The organism is Myxococcus sp. CA051A, from assembly GCF_013336705.1.
In the GTDB taxonomy this organism is placed as follows: Bacteria; Myxococcota; Myxococcia; order Myxococcales; family Myxococcaceae; genus Myxococcus; species Myxococcus llanfairpwllgwyngyllgogerychwyrndrobwllllantysiliogogogochensis.
In genome coordinates, this window is record NZ_JABUMS010000014.1 from 22,336 (window position 1) to 47,858 (window position 25,523).

The following is a 25,523-nucleotide window of genomic DNA, read 5'->3' on the forward strand; positions in this document are numbered from 1 at the left end:
TGCGCGTCGGGCCCCGTTTCATTTCACCTCCGATGAAACCTGGGAGGTCCTGCCTTTGACATGGGGTGCCTTGTGTCGGATGGCCCGCAGCCTCTATGACGCGCCACCGGTCAGGCGCCCTGCTGGCCGCCCCCGAACAAGGACTCCACACCCCATGCTCAAGAAGATTCTCATTGGCCTCGCCGCCCTGCTGCTCATCCTGGCGGGCATCATCGCCACGCGCCCCTCGGAGTTCACCGTGCAGCGCACGGCGACGCTGCCGGCGAGCCCGGACATCGTCTTCGCGCAGGTGAATGACTTCCACCTGTGGGCCGCGTGGTCTCCGTGGGAGCGGTTGGACCCGAACATGACGCGGACGCACTCCGGCGCGGCGTCGGGCGTTGGCGCCATCTATGGGTGGACGGGCAATGACGACGTGGGCGAGGGTCGGATGACCATCGAGGAGAGCAAGCTCAACGAACTGGCCCGCATCAAGCTGGAGTTCATCAAGCCCTTCGCCGCCACCAGCATCACCACCTTCGCCTTCAAGCCCGTGGAGGGCGGCACCGAGGTCGTCTGGAGCATGACGGGCACCAACGGCTTCATCGCCAAGGCGATGTGCATGGTCATGGACATGGACGCGATGGTGGGCAAGGACTTCGAGTCAGGCTTCGCGAATCTCAAGACGGTGGTGGAGGCGGAGACGAAGAAGCGCGCCGAGGCCGAGGCCGCGCGCGTGGCCGCCGCGAAGGCGGAGGCGGAGAAGGCCGCCGCCGAGCTCGCCGCCGCCGCCGAGGCCGCCGCCGCGGGCACGCAGCCCGTCGTCGCGCAGCCCACGCCGTAGTCGCCACCCAGCACGACGGCCGTCTTCCCGACGCCCCTGTGTCGTGGTCCCCCCGGGTCCACGCGCGGGGGCGTCTTCGCGTGGGCCGCATGCAGTGTCGACCGCTGACACCTCCGAGGACCCGACCTGGCGGGTGGTGAACGCTCGCGCCCTTCGATGGAGCCTCTCTTTCCCTGGCACACGACGGCGGGCGTAGACCGCGAGCGCGCCAGTTCCCGGCGCGTTTCCTTCCCCTGGGAGCCCTCATGCCGCCGCGCAAGACTCCGTCGAAGCCGAACCCTCCGCCCCCCAGCAAGAACGAGCAACTGGAGGCATACCGCGCACGCCAGGAAGACACGGTGCTGACGACGGACCAGGGCATCCGCATCTCGGACACGGACAACTCGCTGAAGGCGGGCCTGCGCGGCCCCACGCTCCTGGAGGACTTCCACTTCCGCGAGAAGATGACCCGCTTCGACCACGAGCGAATCCCCGAGCGCGCCGTCCACGCGCGCGGCGCGGGCGCCCATGGCTACTTCCAGGTCTACGAATCCCTGGAGCGCTACACTCAGGCGCGCTTCCTCACCGACCCCAGCCTGCGCACGCCCGTCTTCGTGCGCTTCTCCACCGTGGGAGGCTCACGCGGCTCGGCGGACACCGTGCGCGACGTGCGCGGCTTCGCCACCAAGTTCTACACGCCCGAGGGCAACTACGACCTGGTGGGCAACAACATGCCCGTCTTCTTCATCCAGGACGGCATCAAGTTCCCCGACTTCGTCCACTCGGTGAAGCCGGAGCCGCACAACGAGATTCCGCAGGCGTCCTCGGCGCACGACTCGCTGTGGGACTTCGTCTCGTTGGTCCCGGAGACGGCGCACATGGTGATGTGGCTCATGTCGGACCGGGCCATTCCGCGCAGCTTCCGGCACATGGAAGGCTTTGGCGTCCACACCTACCGGCTGGTCAACGCCAAGGGCAAGGCCACGCTGGTGAAGTTCCATTGGAAGCCCGTGCTGGGCACGCACTCGCTCGTCTGGGACGAGGCGCAGAAGGTGTCCGGCAAGGACCCGGATTTCCACCGCCGAGACTTGTGGGATGCGATTGAGCAGGGGAACTTCCCCGAGTACGAGCTGGGCATCCAGCTGGTTCCGGAAGGCGACGAGCTGAAGTATGGCTTTGACCTGCTGGACGCGACGAAGCTCCTGCCCGAGGAGCTGGTGCCCGTGCAGAAGGTCGGCAAGCTGGTGCTGGACCGCAACCCGGACAACTTCTTCGCGGAGACGGAGCAGGTGGCCTTCTGCGTGGCCAACATCGTCCCGGGCATCGACTTCACCAATGACCCGCTGCTCCAGGCGCGAATCTTCTCCTACCTGGACACGCAGTTGACGCGCCTGGGCGGTCCCAACTTCGCGGAGCTGCCCATCAACAAGCCCGTCTGCCCGGTGAACAACCACCAGCAGGATGGCTTCGGCCGGCAGACCATCAACACCAGCCGGGCCAACTACCACCCCAACTCCCTGGGCGGCGGCTGCCCGATGCTGGCCGACCCCAAGTCGGCCTTCGTCCACCGGCAGGAGCGCGTGGAGGGGCACAAGATTCGCGCGCGCAGCGGCAGCTTCGGGGACCACTTCAGCCAGGCCACGCTCTTCTTCAACAGCCTGTCGAAGCCGGAGCGCGAGCACCTCATCTCCGCGGTCGAGTTCGAGGTGAGCAAGGTGGAGCGCGCGGAGATTCGCGAGCGCGTGGTGAACCAGATTCTGGTGAACATCGACCGGCAGATGGCCGAGCGGGTGGCTCGCGCGGTGGGTGTCGCCCCGCCGAAGCCACCCAAGGCCTCGGACGCGTCGGCGGGCAAGCCCGCGCCCAGGCTGAAGGCGTCCCCGGCGCTCAGCATGGAGAACACGCCGCACGACTCCATCAAGACGCGCAAGGTGGCGGTGCTCGTCGCGGATGGCTTCGCGGGCAAGGAGCTGTCCCAGGTGCGCAAGACGCTGGAGGGGCTGGGCGCCCTGGTCGAAATCGTGGGCCCCACGCTCGCCCCGGTCTCCAGCGCGGACGGGAGCAAGGAGACGCCGGTGAAGACGTTCCAGAACACGTCGTCCGTGCTCTTCGACGCCGTCTATGTCCCCGGCGGAGACAAGAGCGTGACGGCGCTGAAGAAGCTGCCGCTCGCGGTGGACTTCGTGCGCGAGGCCTACGTCCACTGCAAGGCGCTGGCGCTGTCCGGCGCGGCCACCACGCTGCTGGACGCGGCGGGTTTGTCGCAGCCCATGGCCAAGGGGCTGGATGACTCGATGGGCGTCGTGCGCAGCGCCAGGAACGAGACGCGAGGCTTCGGGCAGATGTTCGCCAAGGCCATCGCCGCGCACCGGCACTGGGTGCGCGAGGCGCCGCCCCCGGCGTAGCGTCAGCCGGGCGTGCGTCCCACGAAGAGGCCCAGCGCGAAGGCCGCCCCCATGAGGAGCAGCACCAGAATCATGGGGACGCCGCCTCGCGACTGGGCCTTCACGGCCATCGCCGCCTGTCCCGCGCTGGCCTGCTCCTCGGGGACGATGAGGCGGACCTTCATGACCGCCTTGACGAGCACGTCCTCCACGTCATGGAGGAAGCGCTCGTACTCCTCGGGCGCAAGCTCCAGGGGCTCGCCGTGGTGGGACTCGTAGCGCTTCGCCACGCCCTCGAAGCTGCGCAGCTGGGCCTCGCGCTTCGACACGTCCACCCAGCCGCACACGACGGACGGGCCGGAGCCCTTGCGCGGAACCAGGGAGATGGACTGGCGGGCCAGCTTGCCGCCCGCGGTGCTCGGGCCCTCGGGGTCGTCGATGCGCAGCACGCGATGCGGCCCGCGCCCATACATCTTCTTCGCCAGGGCATCGCGCAGCTGCTCCGCGAGCAGGGCGGAGTGGTTGGCGAACATCGTCCGCAGCGCGGGGCCCTCCTCCGCGGCGGCGACCACCTTGCCAGCGGCGGGTTCCAGCGGACTGAGGCGCACCACGCCCGCCGTGAGGCCCTGTGAGGGCGGCTTTTCGCCCCCCTTCGACAGCCAGCCCGTTGCCTTCGCGGCGGGGGGTGGCTTTGACGGCGAGGCCCTGAGCATCGGAGGCGCGGGTGGGCGCAGCTCCGTGGCGGGAGCCGCCGGGGAGCCACTTCCTCGAATCTCGGTGGCGAAGGGCGGCAGCGCATCGTCGCCCCGACCCTCGCCCGTGGTGAAGAGCTGGTATTCCTCGTCGCTGCCGCCATGCACGCCCGTGGCAGAGGTGTCCTCGTCGTCGTCCGCAGCGGAGACCTCGGGTCCCCGTCCGCGCGCGCCCGTGGCGCTCCGCCCGGCGCCTCGCGCTTCGGTGAGGATGGCCTCCTGGCCTCGGCCACCGCCCCGTGCGTCCGACGCTCCACTTGCCGCGCCCCTGCCGGTTCCTCGCGCTTCGGTGAGAATGGACTCCTGGCCTCGACCCCCCCGCGACTCCGACGCACCGCCCGCATGCGCCCGACTTCCCGCGCGTGCCTCCGTGAGGATGGCTTCCTGGCCCCGGCCCGCCCCGCGCGCTTCCGTCTGAATGACCTCCTGGCCCCGGCCCGCCCCGCGCGCTTCCGTCTGAATGACCTCCTGGCCCCGCCCCGCCCCTCGCGCCTCGGCTTCCTGGCCCCGGCCTGCTCCTCGCGCTTCCGTCTGAATGGCTTCCTGGCCCCGCCCCGCCCCACGCGCCTCCGTGAGGATGGCTTCCTGGCCCCGGCCCGCCCCTCGCGCCTCCGTCTGAATGACTTCCTGGCCTCGGCCACCCGCGCGCGGCTCGGAGGGGCGCGCTCCCGTGGCACGGCCACCGCGAGCCTCCGCGGACTGGCCCTTGCGCACGTCGGTGATGATTTCTTCCTGCGCGTCGAGGGGGCCGATGCGCGTCTCGGGATGGGGCGGCTCCGGGGGCGCCAGACGCGTCTCCTCCGGGCGGTAGGACGACGGGATGTCCCGCGTCGCGTCCTCATCCTCCTCGGGCGCGATGCGCGTCTCCTCGCTCCGGCCGGGCCCACCGCCCCGCCTCTGTCCGTTCGCCATGGCCACTCCTCGTCCCGCCGAGGATAGCCCGGCCCGCGCCCGTTGGGTCAGCGCACGACGCGAACCCGCAACGTCCTCGCGTCCGAGCGGCCCCGGTCATCCACCGCCCGTACCACGTACGTCCCTGGTTTCGCGTCCCACTGAAGTGGCTCACCCCGCGAGGCCGTGCCCACCAGCTGCTCGTCCACGAACCAGAACACCCGCCGCACGTCCGCGTCCGTCACCGCCGACAGCGGCACCGCGCGCGAGGACTCCGACGACGCCCGCAGGTTGTAGTCCACGCCTTCCTCGGGCGTGGTGATGCGCGGCGCGGTGCCCGTGCTGGCGCTGCGCTCCAGGCCACAGTCCTCGCCCTCCGGTGGCGGCACGCGCCTGGGCAGGCCCGCCTTCTGGAACAGCCGCAGCAGGTCCGACGGCCAGAACTCGAACACCTCCGCGCGGGTGGAGGGCCCCGGTCCACACGCCCTCAGCCCCGAGCGAGCGTCCACCCACACCTCGCGGTGCACGTCACAGGTGTGGATGGGCGAGGTGCCCGGGATGAACCACGTGTCCACCTTGCGCGAGCAGTGCGGCCCCGGCAGCCCACCGGACAGCGCGCACACGCGCACGCGGCTCACGCCCTCTGGAGGCGTCTGGAGCACGCGGCGCACATCCGCGTCACGCGAGCGCACCGAGTCCACCAGCTCGAACATCAGCGGCGCGGCGGCCGTCTGTCCCACGAAGGCCGGGTTGGGCTGCCCGTCGAAGTTCCCCACCCATACCGCCACGACATAAGGCCCCACCACGCCCACGCTCCACGCGTCCCGGAACCCGGTGGACGTCCCCGTCTTCCACGCCACGGGTACCGTGTCGCGCGTCCACTCCGAGCGAAAGGACTGTGAGGGCCGATTCGCCGTGGCCAGGGACTCCAGCACCAGGAAGCTGGCCTCCGGGCTCAGCAGCTTCACGCCCTCTTCCACGGGAGCATCCACCGTCCAGCGCAGCGGGCGCAGGTGGCCGCCATGGCCCAGCATCGCGTACAGCTCCACCAGCTCCGCCATGGTGACTTCAGCGGAGCCCAGCGCCAGGGAGAGGCCATAGTGCTGCTCGTCGCGCAGGTCCGTCACACCGGCCTTGCGCAAGAAGCCATGCAGCCCCGGGGCGCGCAGCTGCTTCGTCAGCGCCACAGCCGGAACGTTGCGGCTGCGCACCAGCGCCTCCACCGCCGGGAGCGGTCCCGCGAACTCCCCGTCGAAGTTCTCCGGGTCATACCCCCGGAAGCCCAGCGGCGAGTCCTTCAACATGGTGCGTGGGTGCAGCAGTCCCTCGTCGAAGGCCAGCCCGTAGATGAACGGCTTGAGCGCGGAGCCCGGCGAGCGCTTCGCGTGCGTGCCATCCACCTGGCCCTCGATGCGCGCGTCGAAGAAGTCCGCCGAGCCCACCGCCGCGCGCACCTCCATCGACCGCCAGTCCACCAGCATCGCCACCGCGTTGCGGATGCCCATGTCGCGCCGGCGCTCCACGTACTGCCGGACGTGGCGCTCCAGCAACCGTTGCAGGGGCAAATCCAACGTGCTCGTCAGACTCGCGCCCACGGGGGCCCGCCGCAGCACGCTGCCCACGAAGTGCGGCGCGAGGAAGGGCAGGTCCTCCGGCTGGTGCACCGGGAGCGGCTGGGCCAGCAGCGGCCGGCGCTCCGTGTCCTCGGGGTGCTCCACCCGCCAGCGCTCGAAGAGGCGCAGCCGCGCGGCCGTCAGCGCTCCCGAGTCCCGACCCGGGTCCCTGCGCGCGGGGCTCTGCGGAATGACAGCCAGGGTGAGCGACTCGCCCAGCGTCAGCCGGGCCACGTCCCGGCCGAAGTACACGAGGCTGGCCGCGCCCACGCCCTCCACGTTGCGGCCATAGGGCGCCAGGTTGAGGTACGCCTCCAGCAGTTCGTCCTTGGACCAGGTGCATTCCAACTGCAGCGCCCGCAGCATCTGCAGGACCTTGCCGCCGGGCGTGCGCGACTCGATGCCGTAGCGGATGCGCGCAAGCTGCATGGTGAGCGTGGAGCCGCCCATGCGCCGCCCGCCCGACAGGTACGTACTCCACACCGCGCGCCCCAGGGCCACGGGGTTGATGCCCGGGTGCGAGCGGAAGTGCTGGTCCTCGTGGAGCAGCGTGGCTTCCACGAGCGTCGCGGGGATGCGCTCCAGCGGCACCCACAGCCGGTACTTCTCGTCGGGCGACAGGGTGAGGCGCAAGAGCCGGCCTTCGTGGTCGAACACCGCCTGCGAGAAGCCCAGCCCCTCGCGCAGCGGCGGCCGGGGCACCGCGACGTACAGCGCCGCGAGCCCCAGCACCACCCCCAGCAGCTTGCGCCACCCCCGTCGAATCACGGCGCCGTCACCGTCACCTGCGACGCCACCGAGCGAGCCTTGACGCTCCGGTCATACATGCCCTCGGCGAAGGCCGGAGGCATCACGAAGCGGCCGGCGTTGGTCGCCTTGATGCGGTAGATGAACTCCGTGACGGTGGTGCCCGCCGTGCCGTAGAGCACCACTCGGTCCTCGCGCACGTCCACATACTCGGGGCTGAAGCTGGAGCGGTCGCTGCCCACCGGCGGCAGCCACCCTCCGGCCACGGGCGCGGGCTCCGGCTCCCGGTAGGAGTTGTCCTGCGACTCGTCCTCGGACCCGCCGCCCTCGTAGGACTCGTCCCCTTCGGAGGAGCTGTCACCCTCGCCATATTCGGAGTCGCCCTCCGACTCCGACTCGGGCTCGGCCTCGGGTTCGGGCTCGGGCTCGGGAGGCGCGGGCCGCTCCAGCACCACCTCGAAGCCTCCTGGCAACAGGTCGGTGATGGCGATGTGCGACGTGTTGCCCTGCAGCCCGCGAAGCTTGAGGTGCACCTCCACCTCGCCGCCCAGCGGGACGTCCGTCACCACCTTGCCGTCCAGGCTCCTCAGCTCGCGCTGCACCTCCAGCTTCTCGATGATGGGCGCCGTGGGCACCTGCGCGTCGTAGCCCGCCTGCGTCACCTGGAAGAACAGCGGCGCGCTCGCCCCGCTCTTCACCCGGACGGAGGTGGCCTGCTCGGAGAAGGCGACCTTGGGGAAGAGTCCCTCTGGCACCGTCAGCGGACGCAAGGTGTCCGCCACCTTCTCCAGCAGGGCCACGCCCGCGCGCGACGGAGTGCCCTGCTCACCCAGCGCCTTCGCGTAGGCCTCCAGGCCGAGGATGGCGTACGCGGAGGACAGCGTGTTGAAGCGCTCCTCTCCGAGCGGCTTCGCCAGCGACACCAGCATCGCCCCGGTGATGCTGGGGAGCCGCTCGGGGAAGTGGCGCGATATCAGGTAGAGCACCTGCGCGTCGTAGACGAGCCCGTCGTAGAGCGCCGCGTAGTCGTTCTCCTGGGGAGCGCCGATGAGCACCTTCTTCATCGCGCGTGTGGCCTCCTTCTCCTGCTTGAGCAGCTTGTACGTGGCGCCGACATACGCCGCCGTCAGGTCCACCGGCCACGTCTCCGCGGCGTTCGCTTCAAGCCACTCGCGCAGGACATTCACCGCCGAGCCCTGCACCTTGCCGTTGCGGGTGAGCACGTACTGCGCATAGGCCACGTTGCGCGCCTGGGTGAGGTCCTGCGGCTCTCGCTCCGCCAGCGTGCCCAGCCACGTGAGGCCCCGATTCATCATGTCGACGGGTACCGCGAAGCCGCGCTCCTTCGCCTCGGTGAGGAAGTGCAGTGCGTAGATGCTCGGCAGCACGGGCGCATACGAGTTGGCGGCCCACAAGCCGAAGGCGCCCTCGTCGTTCTGCCGGGTGCGCAGCGTGTGGAGCGCGGCGGCGAAGCTGGCATCGGCCACCTGCGGCCCCTGGCCCAAGAGTTCGCGGCGTCCCTTCAACGTCACCGCCGGGAAGGCGCGGCTGACGAGCTGCTCGGTGCAACCGTAGGGGTACTTCTCCAGGTACGCGGACAGGCCGCGCGCCAGGCCCAGCGGCATGGGGGACGCGCTCACCTCCAGCGTGCGGAAGGCGCCGTGCATCTTCCGGGGCACCGCGAGGTCCGCCTCGCCGTCCTTCACATAGCCGCCCTTCACGGACGTCAGGTAGGGCACGGCCGGACGGACGCTCAGGTCCACGGACTGCCGCCCCTTCTCCTTGCCCAGCGACGAGGTGAAGGTCAGCGTCCCCGAGCCGAGGACGGACTTCGCGCGCACCCGGAAGGTGGTGCTCCCCTCTCGGCCCTCATCGATTTTCAGCGTGCGCCGGGCCTCGTCCAGCACTTCCAGGTGCTCGGAGGCCTTCAGCTCCAGCGTCACCTCGCTCCCCTTGCCGGCGCCCTCCACGCTGTTGGCCACCGCCACGCCCACGTTGAACTCGTCCCCGGGGGCGACGAAGGTGGGCACGCTGGGGGTGATGACGAAGGGGCCCCGGATGACGGCGCGGCGCGTGGAAGCGCCCACGGACTCCTGGCCCACGGCGACCGCCATCACCCGCAGCTCCCCGTTGAAGCTGTCCGGCACGGGGTAGACGAGCTCGCGCTCCGTCTCGTCGATGTCGACGACGCCGGACCAGTACGCCACCGGCTTGTCCCGCTTGCGCTTGAAGGGGTTGAGGTTCTTGCCGATGGCCGCCATGCCCTCGTCGTCGCCACCCATGGAGGACACGGCCTTCGACACGGAGAACTCTGGCAAGAGCAGGTCCAGAATCTGACCCGTGCGCACCTCCAGCGCGCGCTTCTTGAAGAAGTGCGCCAGCGGGTCCGGCGTCGAATAGCTCGCCACCTGGAGGATGCCCTCGTCCACCGCGTACACGACGGCGCGGCCCGGCCGGTTGCCCTTGTAGCGGATGCGGTAGGGCTCTCCCGGACGCCCCTTCTCCGCGCTGGTCAGCGTCACCTGCAGGACGCGGCTGTCCTTGCTCACGGAGAACGGCACCACGCCGTAGCTCAGCGGACTCATGAAGATTTCCTGCGAGTCCATGGCGCGCACGAAGGTGACGTTGACGTACCCGTTGCCCTCCAGGCCCGGCGGGAGGCGAATCTTCTGCACGGTGCTGGTGGCGTCCGCCTTGAACCAGACCCAGGCGTGGACGCGCTCGCGCTCCAGGGTGATGAGGCCCGCGCCGGTGTACGGCGCCTTGATGTTCAGCTCGATTTCATCCCCCGGCGCGTAGTCCTGACGGGAGAGCTTCACCTCCAGCTCCGCGTTCTTCTCCAGCGTGCGCGTGAGGTTGGCGTGCCCCGCCACCGTGTAGTCCACGCGGCTGAGCTCCGTGCCCTCCCCGTCCTTCACCACCACCACGAAGTCGCCCGGCTGCTCCGTGGACAGCGCGTACTTGAAGCCAGACTCACTGATGGTCAGCTCCCGCGTGCGCAGCACGGTGTCCCGCCGCGCGGACTGGTAGGCGTAAGTGCCATTGGGCTGCTGCGTGAGGACGGACACCCAGCGCCGCTCGACGAGCTCCGCCTTGAGCCCCTGCACGGCCTTCTTCTTCAGCGTCGGGTCCACCGCGATGAAGTCCACCGAGCGCGCCGAACCCTGGCTCAGGTATGTCAGCCCACCATCCGGCTTGAAGCCGACGAGGTACGGCAGGGGCGACACCAGCACGGAGGCCTCCGAGGACACGCCTCGCCCGCCCTCGGCCTCATAGCCCTCCGCGAGCAGCGACACACGCCACGTGGCCTTCTCGAACTTCTCCAGGCCCAGCTCCAGCTCCACCTCGCCCTCGTCGTTGGTGGTGGAGTCCTCCAGGCGCTCGCTGAAGCTGCGCGTCGCCATCATCGGGTCATGGAAGGTGTAGCCCGGGTACTGACGGAAGCCGGGATACGCAGGGCTGAAAGACAGCTCCGCGGACACTCGCCGGTCCGCCGCGGCGATGCCGAAGAGGTTCTTCAGTGTCACCCGGCCCTTGAGCCCCTGGGGCGGCACCCAGCCTTCGAGCCGGTCGGTTTCGAAGCGCGTGGTGATGCGCATCCGATCCGGGAGGAACTCCTCCACGCGCACCTGCGTCGAGCCGAGCAGGCTGCCTCGCAGTCCATCCTTCACCACGTACAGGTTCACCGCGTAGTGGCCCGTGGGAGACGTCTCCTCCGTCGTGTACTGGAGCGACTCCAGTCCGGTGGCGGAGAGGGAGAGCTTCTGCTTGTGCACCTCCAGGCCGCGAGGGTCCGTGACGGAGGCCTCCAGCGGCACGCCCGTGGGCGGCTGGCTCCAGTCGGAGGGCTTCACCACCATGGCGACGTGGAAGGTGTCGCCGGGTCGGTACAGGCCCCGGTCCGAGAAGAGGAAGGCCGTCAGGCGCTCCGGCGTGGTGCCGCTCGTCATGCCGCCCACGTCGAAGCGGCTGAAGTTGAGCTGCCGGTCCGAGCGATTGAAGGGAAGGAAGGCGAAGTCCTCACCCTTGCGCGCCAGATAGGCGATGGGCGTCTGCTCGCGCGTGAAGTCGGTCAGCTTGGGGAAGGCCACGTGGCCGTCCGCATCGGTGGTCGCGCTGAGCACCGGCAGGCCGTTCTTGCCCAGCACGCTCACCGTGACGCCTTCGGCAGGGAGCCCCGCGCCGAGCGACTGCACGAAGAGGTCATGCGAGCCATCCGCGCTGTCCTTCACCACCAGACCCAGGTCCGTCACCAGCAGGAGCCGTGAGTCCTCCTTGCCCGTCGTCCGATTGTGCGCGGCGTCCCAGCTCTGCACCTTGAAGAAGAACAGGCCCCGCCGGGCCGAAGGGTTGTTCGCGGGGGTGAGGTACTCCGTCAAATCGAACGCGGCGTACTGCGCCTTGCCCCGGCCCACGCCTTCCAGCGGGCGCACCACGGAGAAGCTCTCGGTGATGTTCTGCTCGTCGAAGCGGTAGTTGCTGAAGCTGGGGTGCGCGAAGCGGCCCTCTGTCTGACTCACCAGGTGGTTGAGCTGGTCCGGCAGCACGCGGCCCAACTGGAAGCGCAGCGCCTGGACGTCGCGTGAGAGGACGGTGACCTTCTTCTCACCCGCGAGGCTGAGCAGCGCGCCCTCGTGGAGGATGCTCACCTCCTCGGGGAAGCGAGGCACGGACTCGGTGCTGTTGAACTCCTCGGCCAGCACGTAGCCGCCGGCGGAGCGGGTGCCCTTCTTGAGCCGGATGTAGAGGTAGCGGCCTACGTCCGCGCGGATGCGGAAGCTGTGCAGCGTGGCGTGCTCCTTGTCCGCGGGCACCGGGTCCAGCGCCAGCTTCTCCGCCTTCGCGAGCAGCTCGTCGCCGATGAGCCGCGCATCGCTCCAGGAATGGTTGGTGCGCGCGGCCTCGTCCGCGGTGGCCGGCCTGTCCTTGGGCAGCACCCAGACCTGGAGGTTCTTTCGCAGCTCCTCCTCGGTGACGCCCGTCGTCAGATTGACGATGAGCACCTGCTCGGGCTCGTAGCGGTCATTGCGCACGAGCGACACGTGGGTGCCCGACACGCGGAAGTAGCTGAACATGCCGGGGATGGTGACCTGCCGCTCCTGTATCCCTTCGGTCCCCTTGCCTCCCCGCGCGGCCTGGACGCCGGACGCCATCCGCAACACCATGGTGGCCTCCTTGTCGGGGATGGGGATGAGGTCCGACTGGAGGTAGGCCTGTCCCTTCAGCTTGTCGTAGGTGACGTTGAACTTGTGCTCTTGGGGACGTGAGCCCAGCAGCCCCTCCTTGGGCACGTCGAAGCGCAGCGAGAGGTTGCGCACGAGCGAAGCCGGGTCCACCGGGTGCGAGAAGGCCACCGTGGCCACCACGCGCTTCTCCTTCGGATTGCGCGGGTCCTCGTAGAACTCCAGGCTGTTGATGGACGCGGTGAAGGGCTCCGAGCGGAACAGCGTCTCGTAGGACTCGAGCAGGATGTGCTCGGGGAAGAGCGAGCGGTCCAGCGTGACGCGGTACTCCTGACCCACGCCCCAGTCGGCACCCGGAACGAAGGAGAGCGTCCGGTCATTCGACCAGCGCCACGTTCCAGGATGCTCGGGCTTGAGGGTGATGCCCGCCGTCACCGGCTTGCCGATGGCTTCCAGCGGGGCCACCGAGCCGGTGAACCGCACGTGCACCGAGTCCCACCGAGGCGTGCCGTCGTCGAGCGGCGTCAACGAGGGAGACGTGGCGCTGAGCGAGTAGCGCACCGGCTGAGGCCGGCTCTGATACCAGCGATAGCCGGCATCCGCCGCGACGACGAGCAGCCCCAGGGCGACGACCGACAGCGCGATGCGCTTGGGATTGCGGCGGACCCAGCCGAACACGGCGCGCGCGAAACGGGCGAGGGCGTGGCCCAGCACGGCGGCCCAGGTGGGAGGCGTCCAGCGAAGCTCACCGAAGATGCGGCGAGCGAGCCGAGGTCTCGGCGGGGTGGGTTCGGATTCGTTTGAGGACATGGGGTGTCGTGCGGCGGCGGGAGCCAGCTCAGCGAGAGAGCAAGCACGGGGCCAGCGCGGCGCGATGTAAGCACGGCGGCCGGGTGAAACTGAAACAGGGGGGCTGTGTACCGAGGACCGCGCGTCCCGTGCGCGAGGAGCCGCGAGTCACCCCCCACGCGCGGCTGGCTGACCGCTCACCCGAGACGAAAATGACTCAGGAGGGAGGGCCGCGCGCCGCATGGGCTCGCAAGGCGGCTCGACCTGGCGACTGGTGCCATGCGGCGGCAGCCCGATTGAGCAGGGCAGGCGCATGCCTTCGACCCGTTCAGCGCGAGCCGGACTCTCCCGACCAGGGCGTGCGGAAGTTGCGGTGGTTGCCCGCCCCTGAAGGCATCGCGGGTTGGGCGGGCGGCGGGGCCTGGGTCGGGCGCCCCCAGTCGGGTGAGTCGGTGACCATCACCGCGCTGCCACCCGGGGCCATCACGAGGCGAAGCACGCCCAGCACCAGGGCCGTCGCGGACAGGGCGGCGAAGGCCCAGCGCAGCTTCCGCCGACGCGCTGAGAGACGCGGGGGCCCCGTGTCCTCGCGTGTCGCCTCCGCTTCAGAGAGGGAGGCAGGGAGCGCCCGAGCAACGTCGGCGGACTCCCCACCGGGGTGCACGGCGCCGCCTGTCGAAGCGCCATCAACGGATGGGACCGGATCTCCGATGGGCCCTCCCCGCGCGGCCTGTGCCGGGCTGGAAGACGCTTCGCCTACCGGGCCTCCCGCATCGGCCAATGCCGCAGCCTCTCCGCCTGGACGTTCCTCACTCCGCTCCAGTCCTTGGGCTGGGGCCTTCGCTCCCGCGTTCGGGGACGTCAGCACGACTGGAGACGAGGGCTCGACCGTCAGTGCCTCGACCGACGCCCGCAGCGCGGAGAGCGCCTCCACCGCCGAGGAGAACCGCGCCGAGCGCTTCGGCGCGAGCAGCCTGCTCAAGAAGACACGGAGCGGCTCGGAGACCTGGAGGTGCTGCTCGAACGACAGCACCAGTCCCTCGTCGACGAGGTCCGCGGGCTCGCGTCCACTGAGGGCATGGACCAGCGTCGCCCCCAGCGCGTAGAGGTCGCTGGACGGCTCCACCGTGCCACCAAGCTGCTCGGGCGGCATGTACCCGAACGTCCCCACCAGCGTGGACCCATGTGTCACGTCGCGCGACAGGTGACGGGCCGCGCCGAAGTCCACCAGCGCCACGCGTCCATCCGGCCGGAGGATGAGATTCGCCGGCTTCACGTCGCGATGCACCAGCGCGGGCGTGCGCCGATGCAGGGCCGAGAGCGTCTGAAGCACCTGCTCCGCCAACGTCCACGCCTCCGCCTCGTCCAATCGACGGCGCGTGAGGCGCTCGAGCAGCGTCTCCCCTTCGAGTAGCTCCTGCGCGAGGTAGAGGCGTGTCCCCACACCGCTGCCCTCCTTGAAGCTCGCGACGAAGCGCGGAATGTCCGGGTGCTCCAGCGAGCGCAGCACCGTGGCCTCCCGCTCGAAGGCGTCGAGTTGCTCCACCCCGGGCACCAGCGCGAACAGCAGCTCCTTGAGCGCGACACGCGCCCCCTGCCCATCCACGGCCAGGTACACGCGACCATGCGGAGACTGCGAGATGAGCCGCAGGACGCGATATCCGCCCGGCGCCACGGCCGCGCCGCAATGGGCGCAACGAGCACCTTCCAGCATGGCGTCACACACCACACACGCCGCGCCCGCGTCCTCTTCACGAAGCCCTGACTGAGACCGGACACGCTCCACGCCGCACCTCCCGCGAGGGCTCCAGTCTACGGAGCCCTCCGGGACGAATGCGAACCATGGGCCAACCGAATCCCGCTACGTCCGGCTGTACACGTCCGGGTCATGCCGCTCCATGAACCGGTCCGGGCTCTTCAGGGGCGTGAAGCCATACTGGGCATACAGTCCGTGGGCATCTCGCGTAGCCAGCAGGAAGCGCCGCAGCCCCTGGAGGTCCGGATGGGCGAAGACGACCTCCATCAGCCACTTGCCCAGGCCCTTGCCCTGCTGCGTCTCCAGGATGAACACGTCACAGAGATAGGCGAACGACATCCGGTCCGTGACGACACGCGCGTAACCCACCTGCGCGCCGTCCGCGCCATACAGGCCGAAGACCATCGAGTGACGAATCCCCTTCTCCACCAGCGCACGAGAAATACCCGGGCTCCAGTACGAGCGCGTCAGGTAGCCATGCACCACGTCCACGTCGAGGCGGGCGGAGTCGTCGGAGATGACGAAACCGTCCTGGCGATGAACCACATACACACCGGACACGGCGGGAGACACCGCTTGCTGGGTCATGCGAAACATGTTTCCCAGCCCGCAGCCGCCACGCAAGCCCGGAATGCGGCACGCCGGACTCAGCGCTTCGTCGCGCCCGCTTCCCGGGCCTCCACGACCTTCACCCAGTCGGGCTTCACCGGTGTCGGGCGGTAGTCCTTGTCCAGCCGGACCTCCTTGCCCATTTCAATCGTCCAGCACTCCAGCTCGCGCAGCCACAGCTCGTGCAGGTGCGCGCGCGCCCGCTCCGGCTCCATGAAGACATACGCCACGCGCGTCAGCGGCTGCCCGGGCCCCACCGCGCCGTCCAGACGCAGCGAGCACGCGTCCAGCATCTCGCTGGCGGACACGTCGCGGCCGTGGATGACCATGCGCAGCAGCTTGTCCTTCGGCTCATAGAAGCCGTCGAACGTGTGCTTGCGCTTGTACCCGGACCGGATGATGCCGCCCTCCGCGTTGGCTCCCATGCGCGCATGGCCCGGCTTCGCCTCCGCGAGCGCCGTGGCGGAGTCCGCCTCCAGGTCATGGAACTGGACCAGGGAGACGTCGTCCGGCCCCTTCAACAGGCGCCACGGTCCGAACTCCAGCCAGCGGCGAGACACCAGCCGCGCGTGACCCTGGCCGCGGAACGCACAGCCCCAGCCGTGCGGGTAGTGCAGGTCATCCAGGATGGGCGCGGCGTACGCCTTGCCGTCGACCTTCCAGTCCGAAAACAGGCTGGCGAACGACGCCAGGAAGAAGGGCAGCGGCGCCAGCTCCGCGAGCACCTGCCGCGCGTCCCTCTCATGCGACCCCGCGACGAGGGCCACGGGGGACTCGACGAGGAGGAAGTTCCAGGAGTCGCCCGCCCAGACGGCCTTCGCGCGCCGCCGGGCATTCAGCATGCGCGTCTCCAGCCAGTCCGCGCCGGGCGACTGGTCCGTGAAGTCCACCGAGAGCGCGCTCGGGGACGTCTTCGGAAGGAGTCGGCTGACCATGGCCCGCACCAGGACTGGCAGGTCAGGACCCGACAGCCCCAGCTTCATCTCCGTCTCCGTCACCCCGCGACCTCCTGGCCCCCGCTACCTCGTGATGCCGAGGGTCTTCTCGAGCTCCGCCTGACTCTGGTTGAGGATACCCCGGTTGTTGGCATCAATCATCAGCGACGTCCCGTCGGCCTTGAAGACCTCCACCTTGAGGTACTGGCCGCCGGAGCCGTCGAACATGTCGTGCAGGAACTTGGAGTTGGCCACCACGCCCCGGGGGTCCACGAAGGTCTCCACCACCTGTTCGATGGGCGTGTCCGTCCCGTCGAGCGTCTTGCCGTAGAGCTTGACCAGGTCCATCAACTGCTCCTGCTCGCGCTCACCGAACTTCGTGGAGACGTTCTTCAGCTCGCGCACCGTGCCCGGCTCCAGCACGTCGATGCGGCGGTTGGCCGTGAAGCTGACGCCGAGGTCGGCCGCGGCCTGCTTGCTGACGGTGACCTCCGTGGCGCCGTGGCGGGTGCTCTCGAACGTGGACTGGTACCAGCGCTGGGCGAGCGCGCCCTTGTCCGCGGGGCCCAGCTCCCGGGTGATGCGCAGCATCTCCGTGTGGCTTGCGGCCACCAGCGCCTGCTCGGGACTCTTGGTGACCTTGAGCGCCTCCGCGTAGGCGGGCGTGGCGCGCAGCCGGGCCGGGTCCGTCATCCGCGTGAGGAGCTGGTCGGTGTACTTGTCCTTCAGCTCGTGGCGCACGGTGCCGAACGACAGGCCCCCGGGCGACTCGCGCAGCAGATTGACCAGCTCCTGCTTGTCCTTGATGAGCCCCTCGGCCTCCAGCGACTTCACCCAGGCGCCGAACGGCGACTTCGGGTTGTTGCCGCCCAGGGCGTCGAACGCCTCCTGGCGCGTGACGTTGGCGGGGAACTTGGGCTCGATGTAGCCGGTGGGCGCGTCGGTGAACTCCCCGAAGATGCCCTCGGCCTCCTTGCCGGACGGCTCGTACAGCTTCCGGGGCCCGCTCTCCACCGAGTTGCGCTGCAGGTAGAGCTGGCCGTTCTCGTTCTCCACCCAGAAGTGGTCCTTCGGCAGCCCCTCGGCCTCCGTCGTGGGGTAGCCGCGATTGAGCGCCTCCGTCTTCCCCTTGCTGAGCTGCTCCGCCGCGACATAGCCGCGCGCCGGGGCCAGCGAGCCCACCTGCGCGGCGTGGGTGTCGAGCTGCGCGCGCAGGTCCGCGATTTCGCGCTCCATCACCTCGCGCTGCGCCGCCGTGGGCACCTCGCCGCCGCCGTTGAGCTTCTGCAGCCGCGTGTCGATGCGCTGCTGCACTCCCTCCAGGTCCTTGATGATGGTGTTGAGCTTCTTCACCTCGAGCTGGGACTCGAAGCCCTGGGTGCCGTAGCCCGGCTGCCCGGTGAGTGCCTGATTCACCCGGTCCTTGAGCTGGCGGACCTGCCCCAGCGGCCCCTCGTACTTCTGGAGCGTGCGGGCCGTCTCCATGTGCGCCTGGATTTGCGCGGGCGTGGCGTCCGGCCCCGCCTCGATTCGCACCCGCCCGTCGCCGTAGCGCACGTGCACGGTGCCGCCGTCCAGCGCCGGGTTCGTCAGCACCGGCACCTCGCGCGGAGCCGTCAGGCGGGCGGCGCCCTGCATCACGCCGTCCATGGCCACGCCGCCGCCGGCGCCGAACACGGTGCCCACCGTGCCGTCCACCACCGCGCGCTGGCCCACCTGCTGGAGGCCCGGCAGCAGGCCGTTCTTCCACGTCTCGCTCTGGAGGGACTGGTCTGTCGCGCCGCCCAGCGCACCGCCGACGCCGCCCTCCCACGCGCCCTGAATGGCCGTGCTGCGCAGCCGCTGGCCCACCGTCTGCTTCGCGACCTGTTCGACGGTCTCCGTGGCCGCCGTGGCGCCCGCGCCGCCCAGGCCCTTGGGCAGGGGGATGACGGCGGTGCCGCCCTCCACGGCGCCCACCACCGCCTGCTGGGCGACCCCGTCCATGCCCAGCGAGTCGCCCTTGAAGTACGCCTGCGTCGCCACGCGCGTCGTGGCGCCCAGCGCCGCGTAGCCCGCGATGGCCAGCGGCGTCGCCGCGCCACCGGTGGCCACCACCGCCGCCGTCGTCACCACCGCGACGGCCGCCGTGGCCGCCATGTCCGCGGTGCTGTCCTTCGTCTCCTGCAGGTCCTTCACGTCGTCCGTGGCGTACGTGGTGCGCCGCTGCGCCGCGGACGTGTCGCCCGTGGCGATGGCCGTCTCCGCCGCCGTCAGGTTGCGCTCCAGGCGCTCCGAGTCCGACTCGCCCTTGGTGACGTTCTGGATGGTGTCGATGATGCCCAGGCCGCCGCTCTGCTCGAACTGCTGCTGCGCCCGCAGGCGGTCCACTTGCTGCTTCGCCGCATCCGGCGCCTTGGGGTCGATGGCCCCCAGGTCATACATCTGGTCGACAATCTCGAACTTGTCGCGCCCGCCCAGCTCCGACGTCAGGTCCGAGCGCAAGTCCCGCTTGTAGAGGTCGCGGTACGCGGCGGTGATGTCATTGATTTGCGCCTTGGACTTGTTGCCCAGCACCTCGCGCAGCGCCGCCTCGTCCGTGCCCACGCCGTCCATGGCCCGGTGGAGCTGCTCGGCCGCCGCCTGCGCCTGGCCCAGCTTGTCATCGGCCGCGGGCGGGTTGAGGTAGCGCAGGCCCACCTGCGTGTCCGCGCCTCCCCAGCCCCGGACCTCGGACTCCAGCGAGCGGCCCGTCTGCTTCTGGAACTCCGCCTTGAGGGCGGACATGTCCTCCGGCTTCGTGTTCTTCAGCACGTCGAGGATGGCGCTCTCGTCCGCGCCGAACCAGCCCTGCGTCGCGCTGTTGATTTGCGCGGCGCTGGCGGCGGCCGGGTTGTCCTCCATCAGCCCGCGGGCGCGGGTGTAGTCCTCCTTCGACAACTTCTTCTGAAGCTCCGCCTGGAGCGCCGCGTCCGCGAGCAGGACCTTCTTCTGCTCCGGGGGCAGGTTCTTCAGCGTGTCGAAGACCTTGTCGCTGTCCGCGCCGAAGAAGCCCTGGAGCGCGTCATGCACCTTGGAGCGCGCCGCGCCCGCCTCCAGTTGCGTCACCTGCTCCGGCGTGGTGGCGCGGGTGGTGTCCAGCAGGCTGTTGAGCTGCGTGCGCTGGGCGTCATCCAGGCGCGGCCCCAGCGCCTGCTTCATGAACTCCTCGGGCGTGGAGGCCCGGATGTTCGGATGGTCCTTGCCGTACATCTGCTGGAAGGAGCGGGCGATGGACTGACGCTCCGTGGGGCTGGCGTCGCGCAGCGTGTTGACGATGGCGTCCTTGTCCCCGAAGAAGCCCGTCTGCTCCTGGATGGCCGCCGCGCCCGCGTTGCCCTTGTTGCCGGACAGGATGTTGTTGACGCGGGTGAGTTCGTCACCGCTCAGCTCGTCGCGCAGGACCAGGTCCAGGTGCTCCTTGTAGTGCTCCCGGAAGGACTGGCGGATGAGCGCGATGTCCCCCGGCGTGCGCTTGTCCAACGTCTTGAAGATGGCGGCCTCGTCCGTGCCCCAGCCGGTGAGGCCACCCTTCGTCGCGCGGTACAGCTCCGTGGCGTCCTTGGCCGCCTGCTCGCGGGTGTAGCCCGGCGTGACGCCCGGAGGGCCCGCGGGCGTCTGGCGTTGCGCCGGAACCTGGGTGGTATTGGCCGGGACGAAGGAGCTGGCGTTGGTGGCCCGGTTGCCCGCATTGCGGGCCGACGTCGCCGCCTGCTGGGCGAACGTCGTGGCCTGCTTCACGGCCTGCTCCGCGCGGGTCAGCTCGGCCTTGGGCGCGTTCTTCTTCTTCGCCTCCGCGAGCGCCGCCTGCGCCTGCCTCAGCGCTTCCTGCGCCTGTTTGGCCGCGGCTTCCGCGCGGGCCTGCGCCTGGGCCGCCTGCGCGGCTTGGGCCCGGGCCGCTTCCGCCGCCGCACGGGCCGCTGCTTCCGCCGCGAGCTGCGCCGCGCGAGCGGCCCGCTCGGCTTCCGCCGCCGCGCTCGAAGCGCCTGAATCCCCTGTACCCGTGGCTCGAGTGGAACCGCCCTCGTTGACTCGCATGCCCCCGACTCCGCGAAAGTCCGCCACGGCGGACATGGACCTACACGAGTCCAGCCCGCAATGCGGGTCCACTCGTCACTCGAAAGAGATTATCCGAGATTCGATGCGAGGAGTTGTGTGAGGCAGGAAGGCGGGTCGCCAAAGCAAGACGTCCCACGTCCCCTTCAGTGGTCCTTCTCCTCCAGGCGCACCTTCACGTCGGTGATGACCTTGAGTCGACGGGGCGGGTCCTCCTTCTCCGAGGACAGGTCTGCCTGGACGCGCATTTCCATCTCACTGCTCGCGGGCCAGAGTCTGTCCAAGCGGAAGACGGTCTCCCCCTTGGTCTGTGAGCGGATCATCATCCGCTCGGAGCTGTCCGAGCGCGTCTGGTATTCGGCCGGCACGGGCTGGTTCTTCGACGTCTGCTGGATGAGGAAGCGCGTCCCCGCCCGGCTTCCCTCCAATGAAAAGAGTTCGAAGCTGCCGGTGCCCTGCGTCCCCACGGGGCCACTGCCATACAGCGGCTGATCCCACCGCGCGCCCAGGCCAATGGCTTCCTGGGGGAAGGGGTTGCCCACGAACTGGAGCGCCTTGGCCAGGTCCTGTAGCTCCCTGCGGCGCTCGGGCTCCAGGTGGGCGGGCAGCTTCAGGTCCAGGGTGTTGCCCCGCCGTCCGGACAGGCCCGCACCGGTGAGGCCCGGGAGGAACGCCAGGCTCTTGCGGACCTCGTCCACGTGCTGCTCGGACGTGCCGGGGTGGACGAGCAGGTCCACCGCGTCGAGCGTGAAGTCATAGCGCGTGTCCCCCTCCGGGGAGACCGACTGGACGTGGATGATGAAGGTCATCCGCGTGGAGGGCGCTGGCGGCGCGCGCCGCGTCGTGCCGCCCGTCTCCACCGTGACAGACGAGGCGTGGATGGCGGAGACGACCTGCTTCGACCCGGGAGCGGGCTGGAGAAGCAACTGCCTGCGCGGCTCACGGCCCTGCGTGACGAGGAGCATGACCGTGACGCTAGCCCGGCCCATTCGCCCGAGCCAAGCCGACCCGAGCGCAATCACAAGCAATAATTCCACGAATACTTCATTCCTCCATCAACGACTGTCGTCCTGTTTCTCTCCCTCCCTGAGAAAACGAGCCAATCAATATCGCCCCACCGGGTGCGGACCCACCCCGCCTGGAGACTCAGAATTAACAGTGTTCCATCGATTTTATCTTTTGGTTGAGTAATCCGTGGATTCATCTTTTTGAACACTCTACAAGGCGCCCGTCACAACGAGGGGCACCCATGGCCAAGGCGCGAGACAAACATCCTTTTGTATTGCCAGAGTTCTATGTCCCCTGGCCCGCGCGCCTGAATCCAAACCTCGAAGCAGCCCGGGTGCACTCCAAGGCGTGGGCGCGCGAATTGGGAATCATCGGCGCGCCCAAGGACGGCAGCGCTCCGGAAATCTGGAGCGAGAAGAAGTTCGACGCGATGGACTACGCGCTCTTGTGCGCCTACACCCATCCGGAGGCGCCGAGCCCGGAGCTGGACCTCATCACGGACTGGTACGTCTGGGTCTTCTACTTCGACGACCACTTCCTCGAAATCTACAAGCGTCCGCAGGACCGCGAGGGCTCCAAGGCGTACCTGGACCGGCTTCCCCAGTTCATGCCGGTGGACCTGTCCACGCCCATGCCCAAGCCCACCAACCCGGTGGAAGCGGGCCTGGCGGACCTGTGGATGCGCACGGTGCCCTCCAAGTCGGTGGAGTGGCGCAAGCGCTTCTTCGAGAGCACCAAGGCGCTCCTGGACGAGTCCACGTGGGAGCTGGACAACATCAGCGAGCACCGGGTCTCCAACCCGATTGAGTACATCGAGATGCGCCGCAAGGTCGGCGGGGCGCCCTGGTCCGCGGACCTGGTGGAGCACGCTGTCTTCGCCGAAGTGCCTGACCGCATCGCCGCCAGCCGGGCGATGCTCGTGCTGAAGCACTCGTTCGCGGACGCGGTCCACCTGCGCAACGACTTGTTCTCCTACGAGCGGGAGATTCTGGAGGAAGGCGAGCTGTCCAACGGCGTGCTCGTCATGGAGCGCTTCCTGGACATCGACCCGCAGGCGGCGGCCAACCTGGTCAACGACGTGCTCACGTCGCGGCTCCAGCAGTTCGAGAACACGGCGGTGACGGAGCTGCCCTCGCTCTTCGCGGAGCACGGCCTCAACCCGGTGGAGCAGGCCAACGTCCTCGTCTACATCCGGGGGCTCCAGGACTGGCAGTCCGGCGGCCACGAGTGGCACCTGCGCTCCAGCCGCTACATGAAGCCCGCATCGGGCCCCGGCGCCGAGCTGAACCTCCCCTTCCCGGGCCTGGGCACGTCCGCGCTTCGCATCCCCCTGTCGCCCGGCGCGCTGGGCCTCAAGCGCTTCAAGAGCTTTGCCCACGTGCCCTATCAGCCGGTGGGCCACCTGGTGCCTCCGAAGTTCTACATGCCGTACACCACGGGGCTCAGCCCCCACCTGGACGGCTCGCGCAAGGACTCCAAGGCGTGGGCGCGGCGCATGGGCATGCTGGACGCGCTGCCCGGTCTGCCCGGCGTGTACATCTGGGATGACCACAAGTTCGACGTCGCGGACGTGGCGCTGTGCGGCGCGCTCATCCATCCGGACGCCTCCGTCGCCGAGCTGAACCTGACCGCAGGCTGGCTCGTCTGGGGCACGTACGCGGACGACTACTTCCCGGCCTTCTACGGCTACACCAAGGACATGGCCGGGGCGAAGCTCTTCAACGCCCGGCTGACGGCGTTCATGCCGGACGACCCGGCCACCAGCACGGCGGTCGCGACGAACCCGGTGGAGCGAGGCCTCGCCGACCTGTGGGCGCGCACCGCGGCCAACCTGACGCCGAACGCGCGTAACCTGTTCCGCAAGGCCATCCAGGACATGACGGAGAGCTGGCTGTGGGAGCTGGCCAATCAGATACAGAACCGCGTCCCGGACCCGGTCGACTATGTGGAGATGCGCCGCAAGACGTTCGGCTCGGACCTGACCATGAGCCTGTCGCGGCTGGCCCACGGCGACGCGATTCCGGCGGAGATCTTCCACACCCGGCCCATCCGCTCGCTGGAGAACTCGGCGGCCGACTACGCCTGCCTCACCAACGACGTCTTCTCCTATCAGAAGGAGATTGAGTACGAGGGCGAGCTGAACAACGGCGTCCTCGTCGTCCAGCGCTTCCTGGACCTGGCGCCCACCCAGGCAGTGGAGGTCGTCAACGATTTGATGACCGCGCGGATGGAGCAGTTCCAGCACACCGTCGCCACCGAGCTGCCGTCGCTCATCCTCAACTTCAAGCTGGACGCGCGGGCGCAGGAGAAGCTCAACCTGTACGTCGTGAAGCTCCAGAACTGGATGGCCGGCGTGCTCATCTGGCACCAGACGGTGGACCGGTACAAGGAGTTCGAGATGAAGGGCAGCCGCAAGCCCATGCCTCACGTGCACGGCCCCACGGGGCTGGGCACCTCCGCGGCCCGAATCGCCTCGATGTTCAGCGCCCTCCGCCAGTCCTGACTCATTCGTAATCCCAACCTTTTCCCAGTCTCCCCACCTCTGAAAGACAAGGTGCCCTCATGGCGAACTCGATGAAGCCCGGCAACGAAGCAGAGAACCAGCTGTTGAGCCTCGGGACGGCGGCGGCGCGGCAGCTCGCGACGACGACCAAGTCCGTTCCGCAGATGCAGGGCATCTCCTCCCGGTGGCTGCTCAAGCTGCTGCCGTGGGTGCAGGTGTCCGGTGGCGTGTACCGCGTCAACCGCCGCATGACGTACGCGGTGGGCGACGGCCGCGTGACGTTCACCACGGCCGGCGCCAAGGTCCAGGTCATCCCCCAGGAGCTGTGTGAGCTGCCCCTGCTGCGCGGGTTCGACGACGTGGAAGTGCTGCAGGCCCTGGCCAACCGCTTCGAGCAGAAGGAGTTCAAGGCGGGCGAGGTCATCACCGCCAAGGGCCAGGAGGCGGACTCCATCTGCCTCATCGCCCACGGCAAGGTGAACCAGATTGGCGCCGGCAAGTACGGCGACGAGACGGTGATTGGCGTGCTCGCCGACGGCGACCACTACAGCTTCCAGGCGCTGCTGGAGTCGCAGGACTTCTGGACCTTCACGGCGAAAGCCGTCACGGCGTGCACCGTGCTGATGCTCCAGCAGTCCGCGTTCGAGGCGGTGGTCGCCCAGGCGCCCTCGCTCCAGAAGCACATCGAGCAGTTCAAGGCGCGCTCGAAGAAGAAGCAGGACACGTCGGGCCAGGCCGCCATCGAGCTGGCCGCGGGCCACACGGGCGAGCCGGTGCTGCCGGGCACGTACGTGGACTACGAGACGTCGCCGCGCGAGTACGAGCTGAGCGTCGCGCAGACGGTGCTCCAGATTCACAGCCGCGTCGCGGACCTCTTCAACGAGCCGATGAACCAGACGGAGCAGCAGCTGCGTCTGACGGTGGAGGCCCTGAAGGAGCGCAAGGAGCACGAGCTCATCAACAACCGCGACTTCGGCCTGCTGCACAACGCCGACCTGAAGCAGCGCATCCACACCCGCTCCGGCCCTCCGACGCCGGACGACATGGACGAGCTGCTCTCCACCGTGTGGAAGGACCCGTCCTTCTTCCTGGCGCACCCGCGCGCCATCGCCGCCTTCGGCCAGGAGTGCAACCGCCGGGGCATCTACCCCACGAGCGTGGAGCTCAACGGCAACATGGTGCCCGCCTGGCGCGGCATCCCCATCTTCCCGTGCAACAAGATTCCGGTCTCCGACTCCCGCACCAGCTCCATCCTGCTGATGCGCGCGGGTGAGAAGAACCAGGGCGTCGTCGGTCTGCACCAGGCCGGCATCCCCGACGAAATCGAGCCCAGCCTCTCTGTCCGCTTCATGGGCATCAACGAGAAGGCCATCATCAACTACCTGGTCAGCGCGTACTTCTCCGCCGCCGTCCTCATCCCGGACGCGCTGGGCATCCTGGAGAGCGTCGAGATTGGCCGCTCGGAGTAACGAAAGCC

At 69.1% G+C, this 25,523-nt stretch carries 12 protein-coding genes; 4 read left to right on the top strand and 8 right to left on the bottom strand.

Annotation, left to right across the window (positions count from 1 at the left end; all coding sequences use genetic code 11):
- Positions 1–154 precede the first annotated feature (154 nt).
- Both HUA74_RS32880 and HUA74_RS32885 read left to right on the top strand, forming a co-directional pair.
- Entirely contained in the window at positions 155–823 is a 669-nt protein-coding gene (locus HUA74_RS32880; protein ID WP_174457701.1) for an SRPBCC family protein, read from the top strand.
- A 245-nt stretch (positions 824–1,068) separates the two neighbouring features.
- Entirely contained in the window at positions 1,069–3,207 is a 2,139-nt protein-coding gene (locus HUA74_RS32885) for a catalase (protein ID WP_174457702.1), read from the top strand.
- Between the two features lie 2 nt (positions 3,208–3,209).
- Here HUA74_RS32885 and HUA74_RS46070 read toward each other — a convergent pair whose 3' ends face one another.
- From HUA74_RS46070 to HUA74_RS32925, 8 genes are all read right to left on the bottom strand, one after another.
- Positions 3,210–4,850, bottom strand: coding sequence for a hypothetical protein (locus tag HUA74_RS46070; RefSeq protein ID WP_254625348.1), 1,641 nt, complete (start codon positions 4,848–4,850; stop codon positions 3,210–3,212).
- A gap of 47 nt (positions 4,851–4,897) precedes the next feature.
- Positions 4,898–7,210, bottom strand: a complete 2,313-nt coding sequence (gene pbpC / locus HUA74_RS32895; RefSeq protein WP_217443624.1) for a penicillin-binding protein 1C — start codon at positions 7,208–7,210, stop codon at positions 4,898–4,900.
- Positions 7,207–13,182: an alpha-2-macroglobulin gene (locus HUA74_RS32900; protein ID WP_174457703.1), complete on the bottom strand. Its 5,976-nt coding sequence runs from the start codon at positions 13,180–13,182 to the stop codon at positions 7,207–7,209. Before HUA74_RS32900 ends, pbpC begins: the two co-directional genes overlap by 4 nt.
- A gap of 307 nt (positions 13,183–13,489) precedes the next feature.
- The gene (locus HUA74_RS32905; protein WP_174457704.1) at positions 13,490–14,947 is read right to left on the bottom strand and encodes a serine/threonine-protein kinase; all 1,458 of its coding nucleotides are present in this window, start codon (positions 14,945–14,947) and stop codon (positions 13,490–13,492) included.
- Between the two features lie 75 nt (positions 14,948–15,022).
- The gene (locus HUA74_RS32910) at positions 15,023–15,505 is read right to left on the bottom strand and encodes a GNAT family N-acetyltransferase (RefSeq protein ID WP_141641400.1); all 483 of its coding nucleotides are present in this window, start codon (positions 15,503–15,505) and stop codon (positions 15,023–15,025) included.
- A gap of 59 nt (positions 15,506–15,564) precedes the next feature.
- Positions 15,565–16,524 (bottom strand): hypothetical protein, encoded by a 960-nt coding sequence (locus tag HUA74_RS32915; protein WP_174457705.1) that lies wholly within the window; start codon positions 16,522–16,524, stop codon positions 15,565–15,567.
- 21 nt (positions 16,525–16,545) lie between these two features.
- Positions 16,546–20,517: an annexin gene (locus HUA74_RS32920; protein WP_174457706.1), complete on the bottom strand. Its 3,972-nt coding sequence runs from the start codon at positions 20,515–20,517 to the stop codon at positions 16,546–16,548.
- Positions 20,518–20,681: 164 nt separating this feature from the next.
- A complete protein-coding gene (locus tag HUA74_RS32925; RefSeq protein ID WP_174457707.1) occupies positions 20,682–21,500 on the bottom strand; it encodes a hypothetical protein in 819 nt (272 codons plus the stop codon).
- A gap of 284 nt (positions 21,501–21,784) precedes the next feature.
- On the opposite strand from HUA74_RS32925, the gene HUA74_RS32930 reads away from it, so the two are divergent.
- Positions 21,785–24,046, top strand: a complete 2,262-nt coding sequence (locus tag HUA74_RS32930) for a family 2 encapsulin nanocompartment cargo protein terpene cyclase (protein WP_174457708.1) — start codon at positions 21,785–21,787, stop codon at positions 24,044–24,046.
- A gap of 59 nt (positions 24,047–24,105) precedes the next feature.
- The gene (locus tag HUA74_RS32935) at positions 24,106–25,515 is read left to right on the top strand and encodes a family 2B encapsulin nanocompartment shell protein (protein WP_141641405.1); all 1,410 of its coding nucleotides are present in this window, start codon (positions 24,106–24,108) and stop codon (positions 25,513–25,515) included.
- Positions 25,516–25,523 lie beyond the last annotated feature (8 nt).

What these genes read in the sequence shown, in the direction of transcription:
- HUA74_RS32880 (WP_174457701.1), top strand. Translation starts at nt 155, where the DNA reads ATGCTCAAGAAGATTCTCATTGGCCTCGCCGCCCTGCTGCTCATCCTG.
- HUA74_RS32885 (WP_174457702.1), top strand. Translation starts at nt 1,069, where the DNA reads ATGCCGCCGCGCAAGACTCCGTCGAAGCCGAACCCTCCGCCCCCCAGC.
- HUA74_RS46070 (WP_254625348.1), bottom strand. Translation starts at nt 4,850, where the DNA reads ATGGCGAACGGACAGAGGCGGGGCGGTGGGCCCGGCCGGAGCGAGGAG.
- HUA74_RS32900 (WP_174457703.1), bottom strand. Translation starts at nt 13,182, where the DNA reads ATGTCCTCAAACGAATCCGAACCCACCCCGCCGAGACCTCGGCTCGCT.
- HUA74_RS32910 (WP_141641400.1), bottom strand. Translation starts at nt 15,505, where the DNA reads ATGACCCAGCAAGCGGTGTCTCCCGCCGTGTCCGGTGTGTATGTGGTT.
- HUA74_RS32920 (WP_174457706.1), bottom strand. Translation starts at nt 20,517, where the DNA reads ATGCGAGTCAACGAGGGCGGTTCCACTCGAGCCACGGGTACAGGGGAT.
- HUA74_RS32925 (WP_174457707.1), bottom strand. Translation starts at nt 21,500, where the DNA reads ATGCTCCTCGTCACGCAGGGCCGTGAGCCGCGCAGGCAGTTGCTTCTC.
- HUA74_RS32930 (WP_174457708.1), top strand. Translation starts at nt 21,785, where the DNA reads ATGGCCAAGGCGCGAGACAAACATCCTTTTGTATTGCCAGAGTTCTAT.
- HUA74_RS32935 (WP_141641405.1), top strand. Translation starts at nt 24,106, where the DNA reads ATGGCGAACTCGATGAAGCCCGGCAACGAAGCAGAGAACCAGCTGTTG.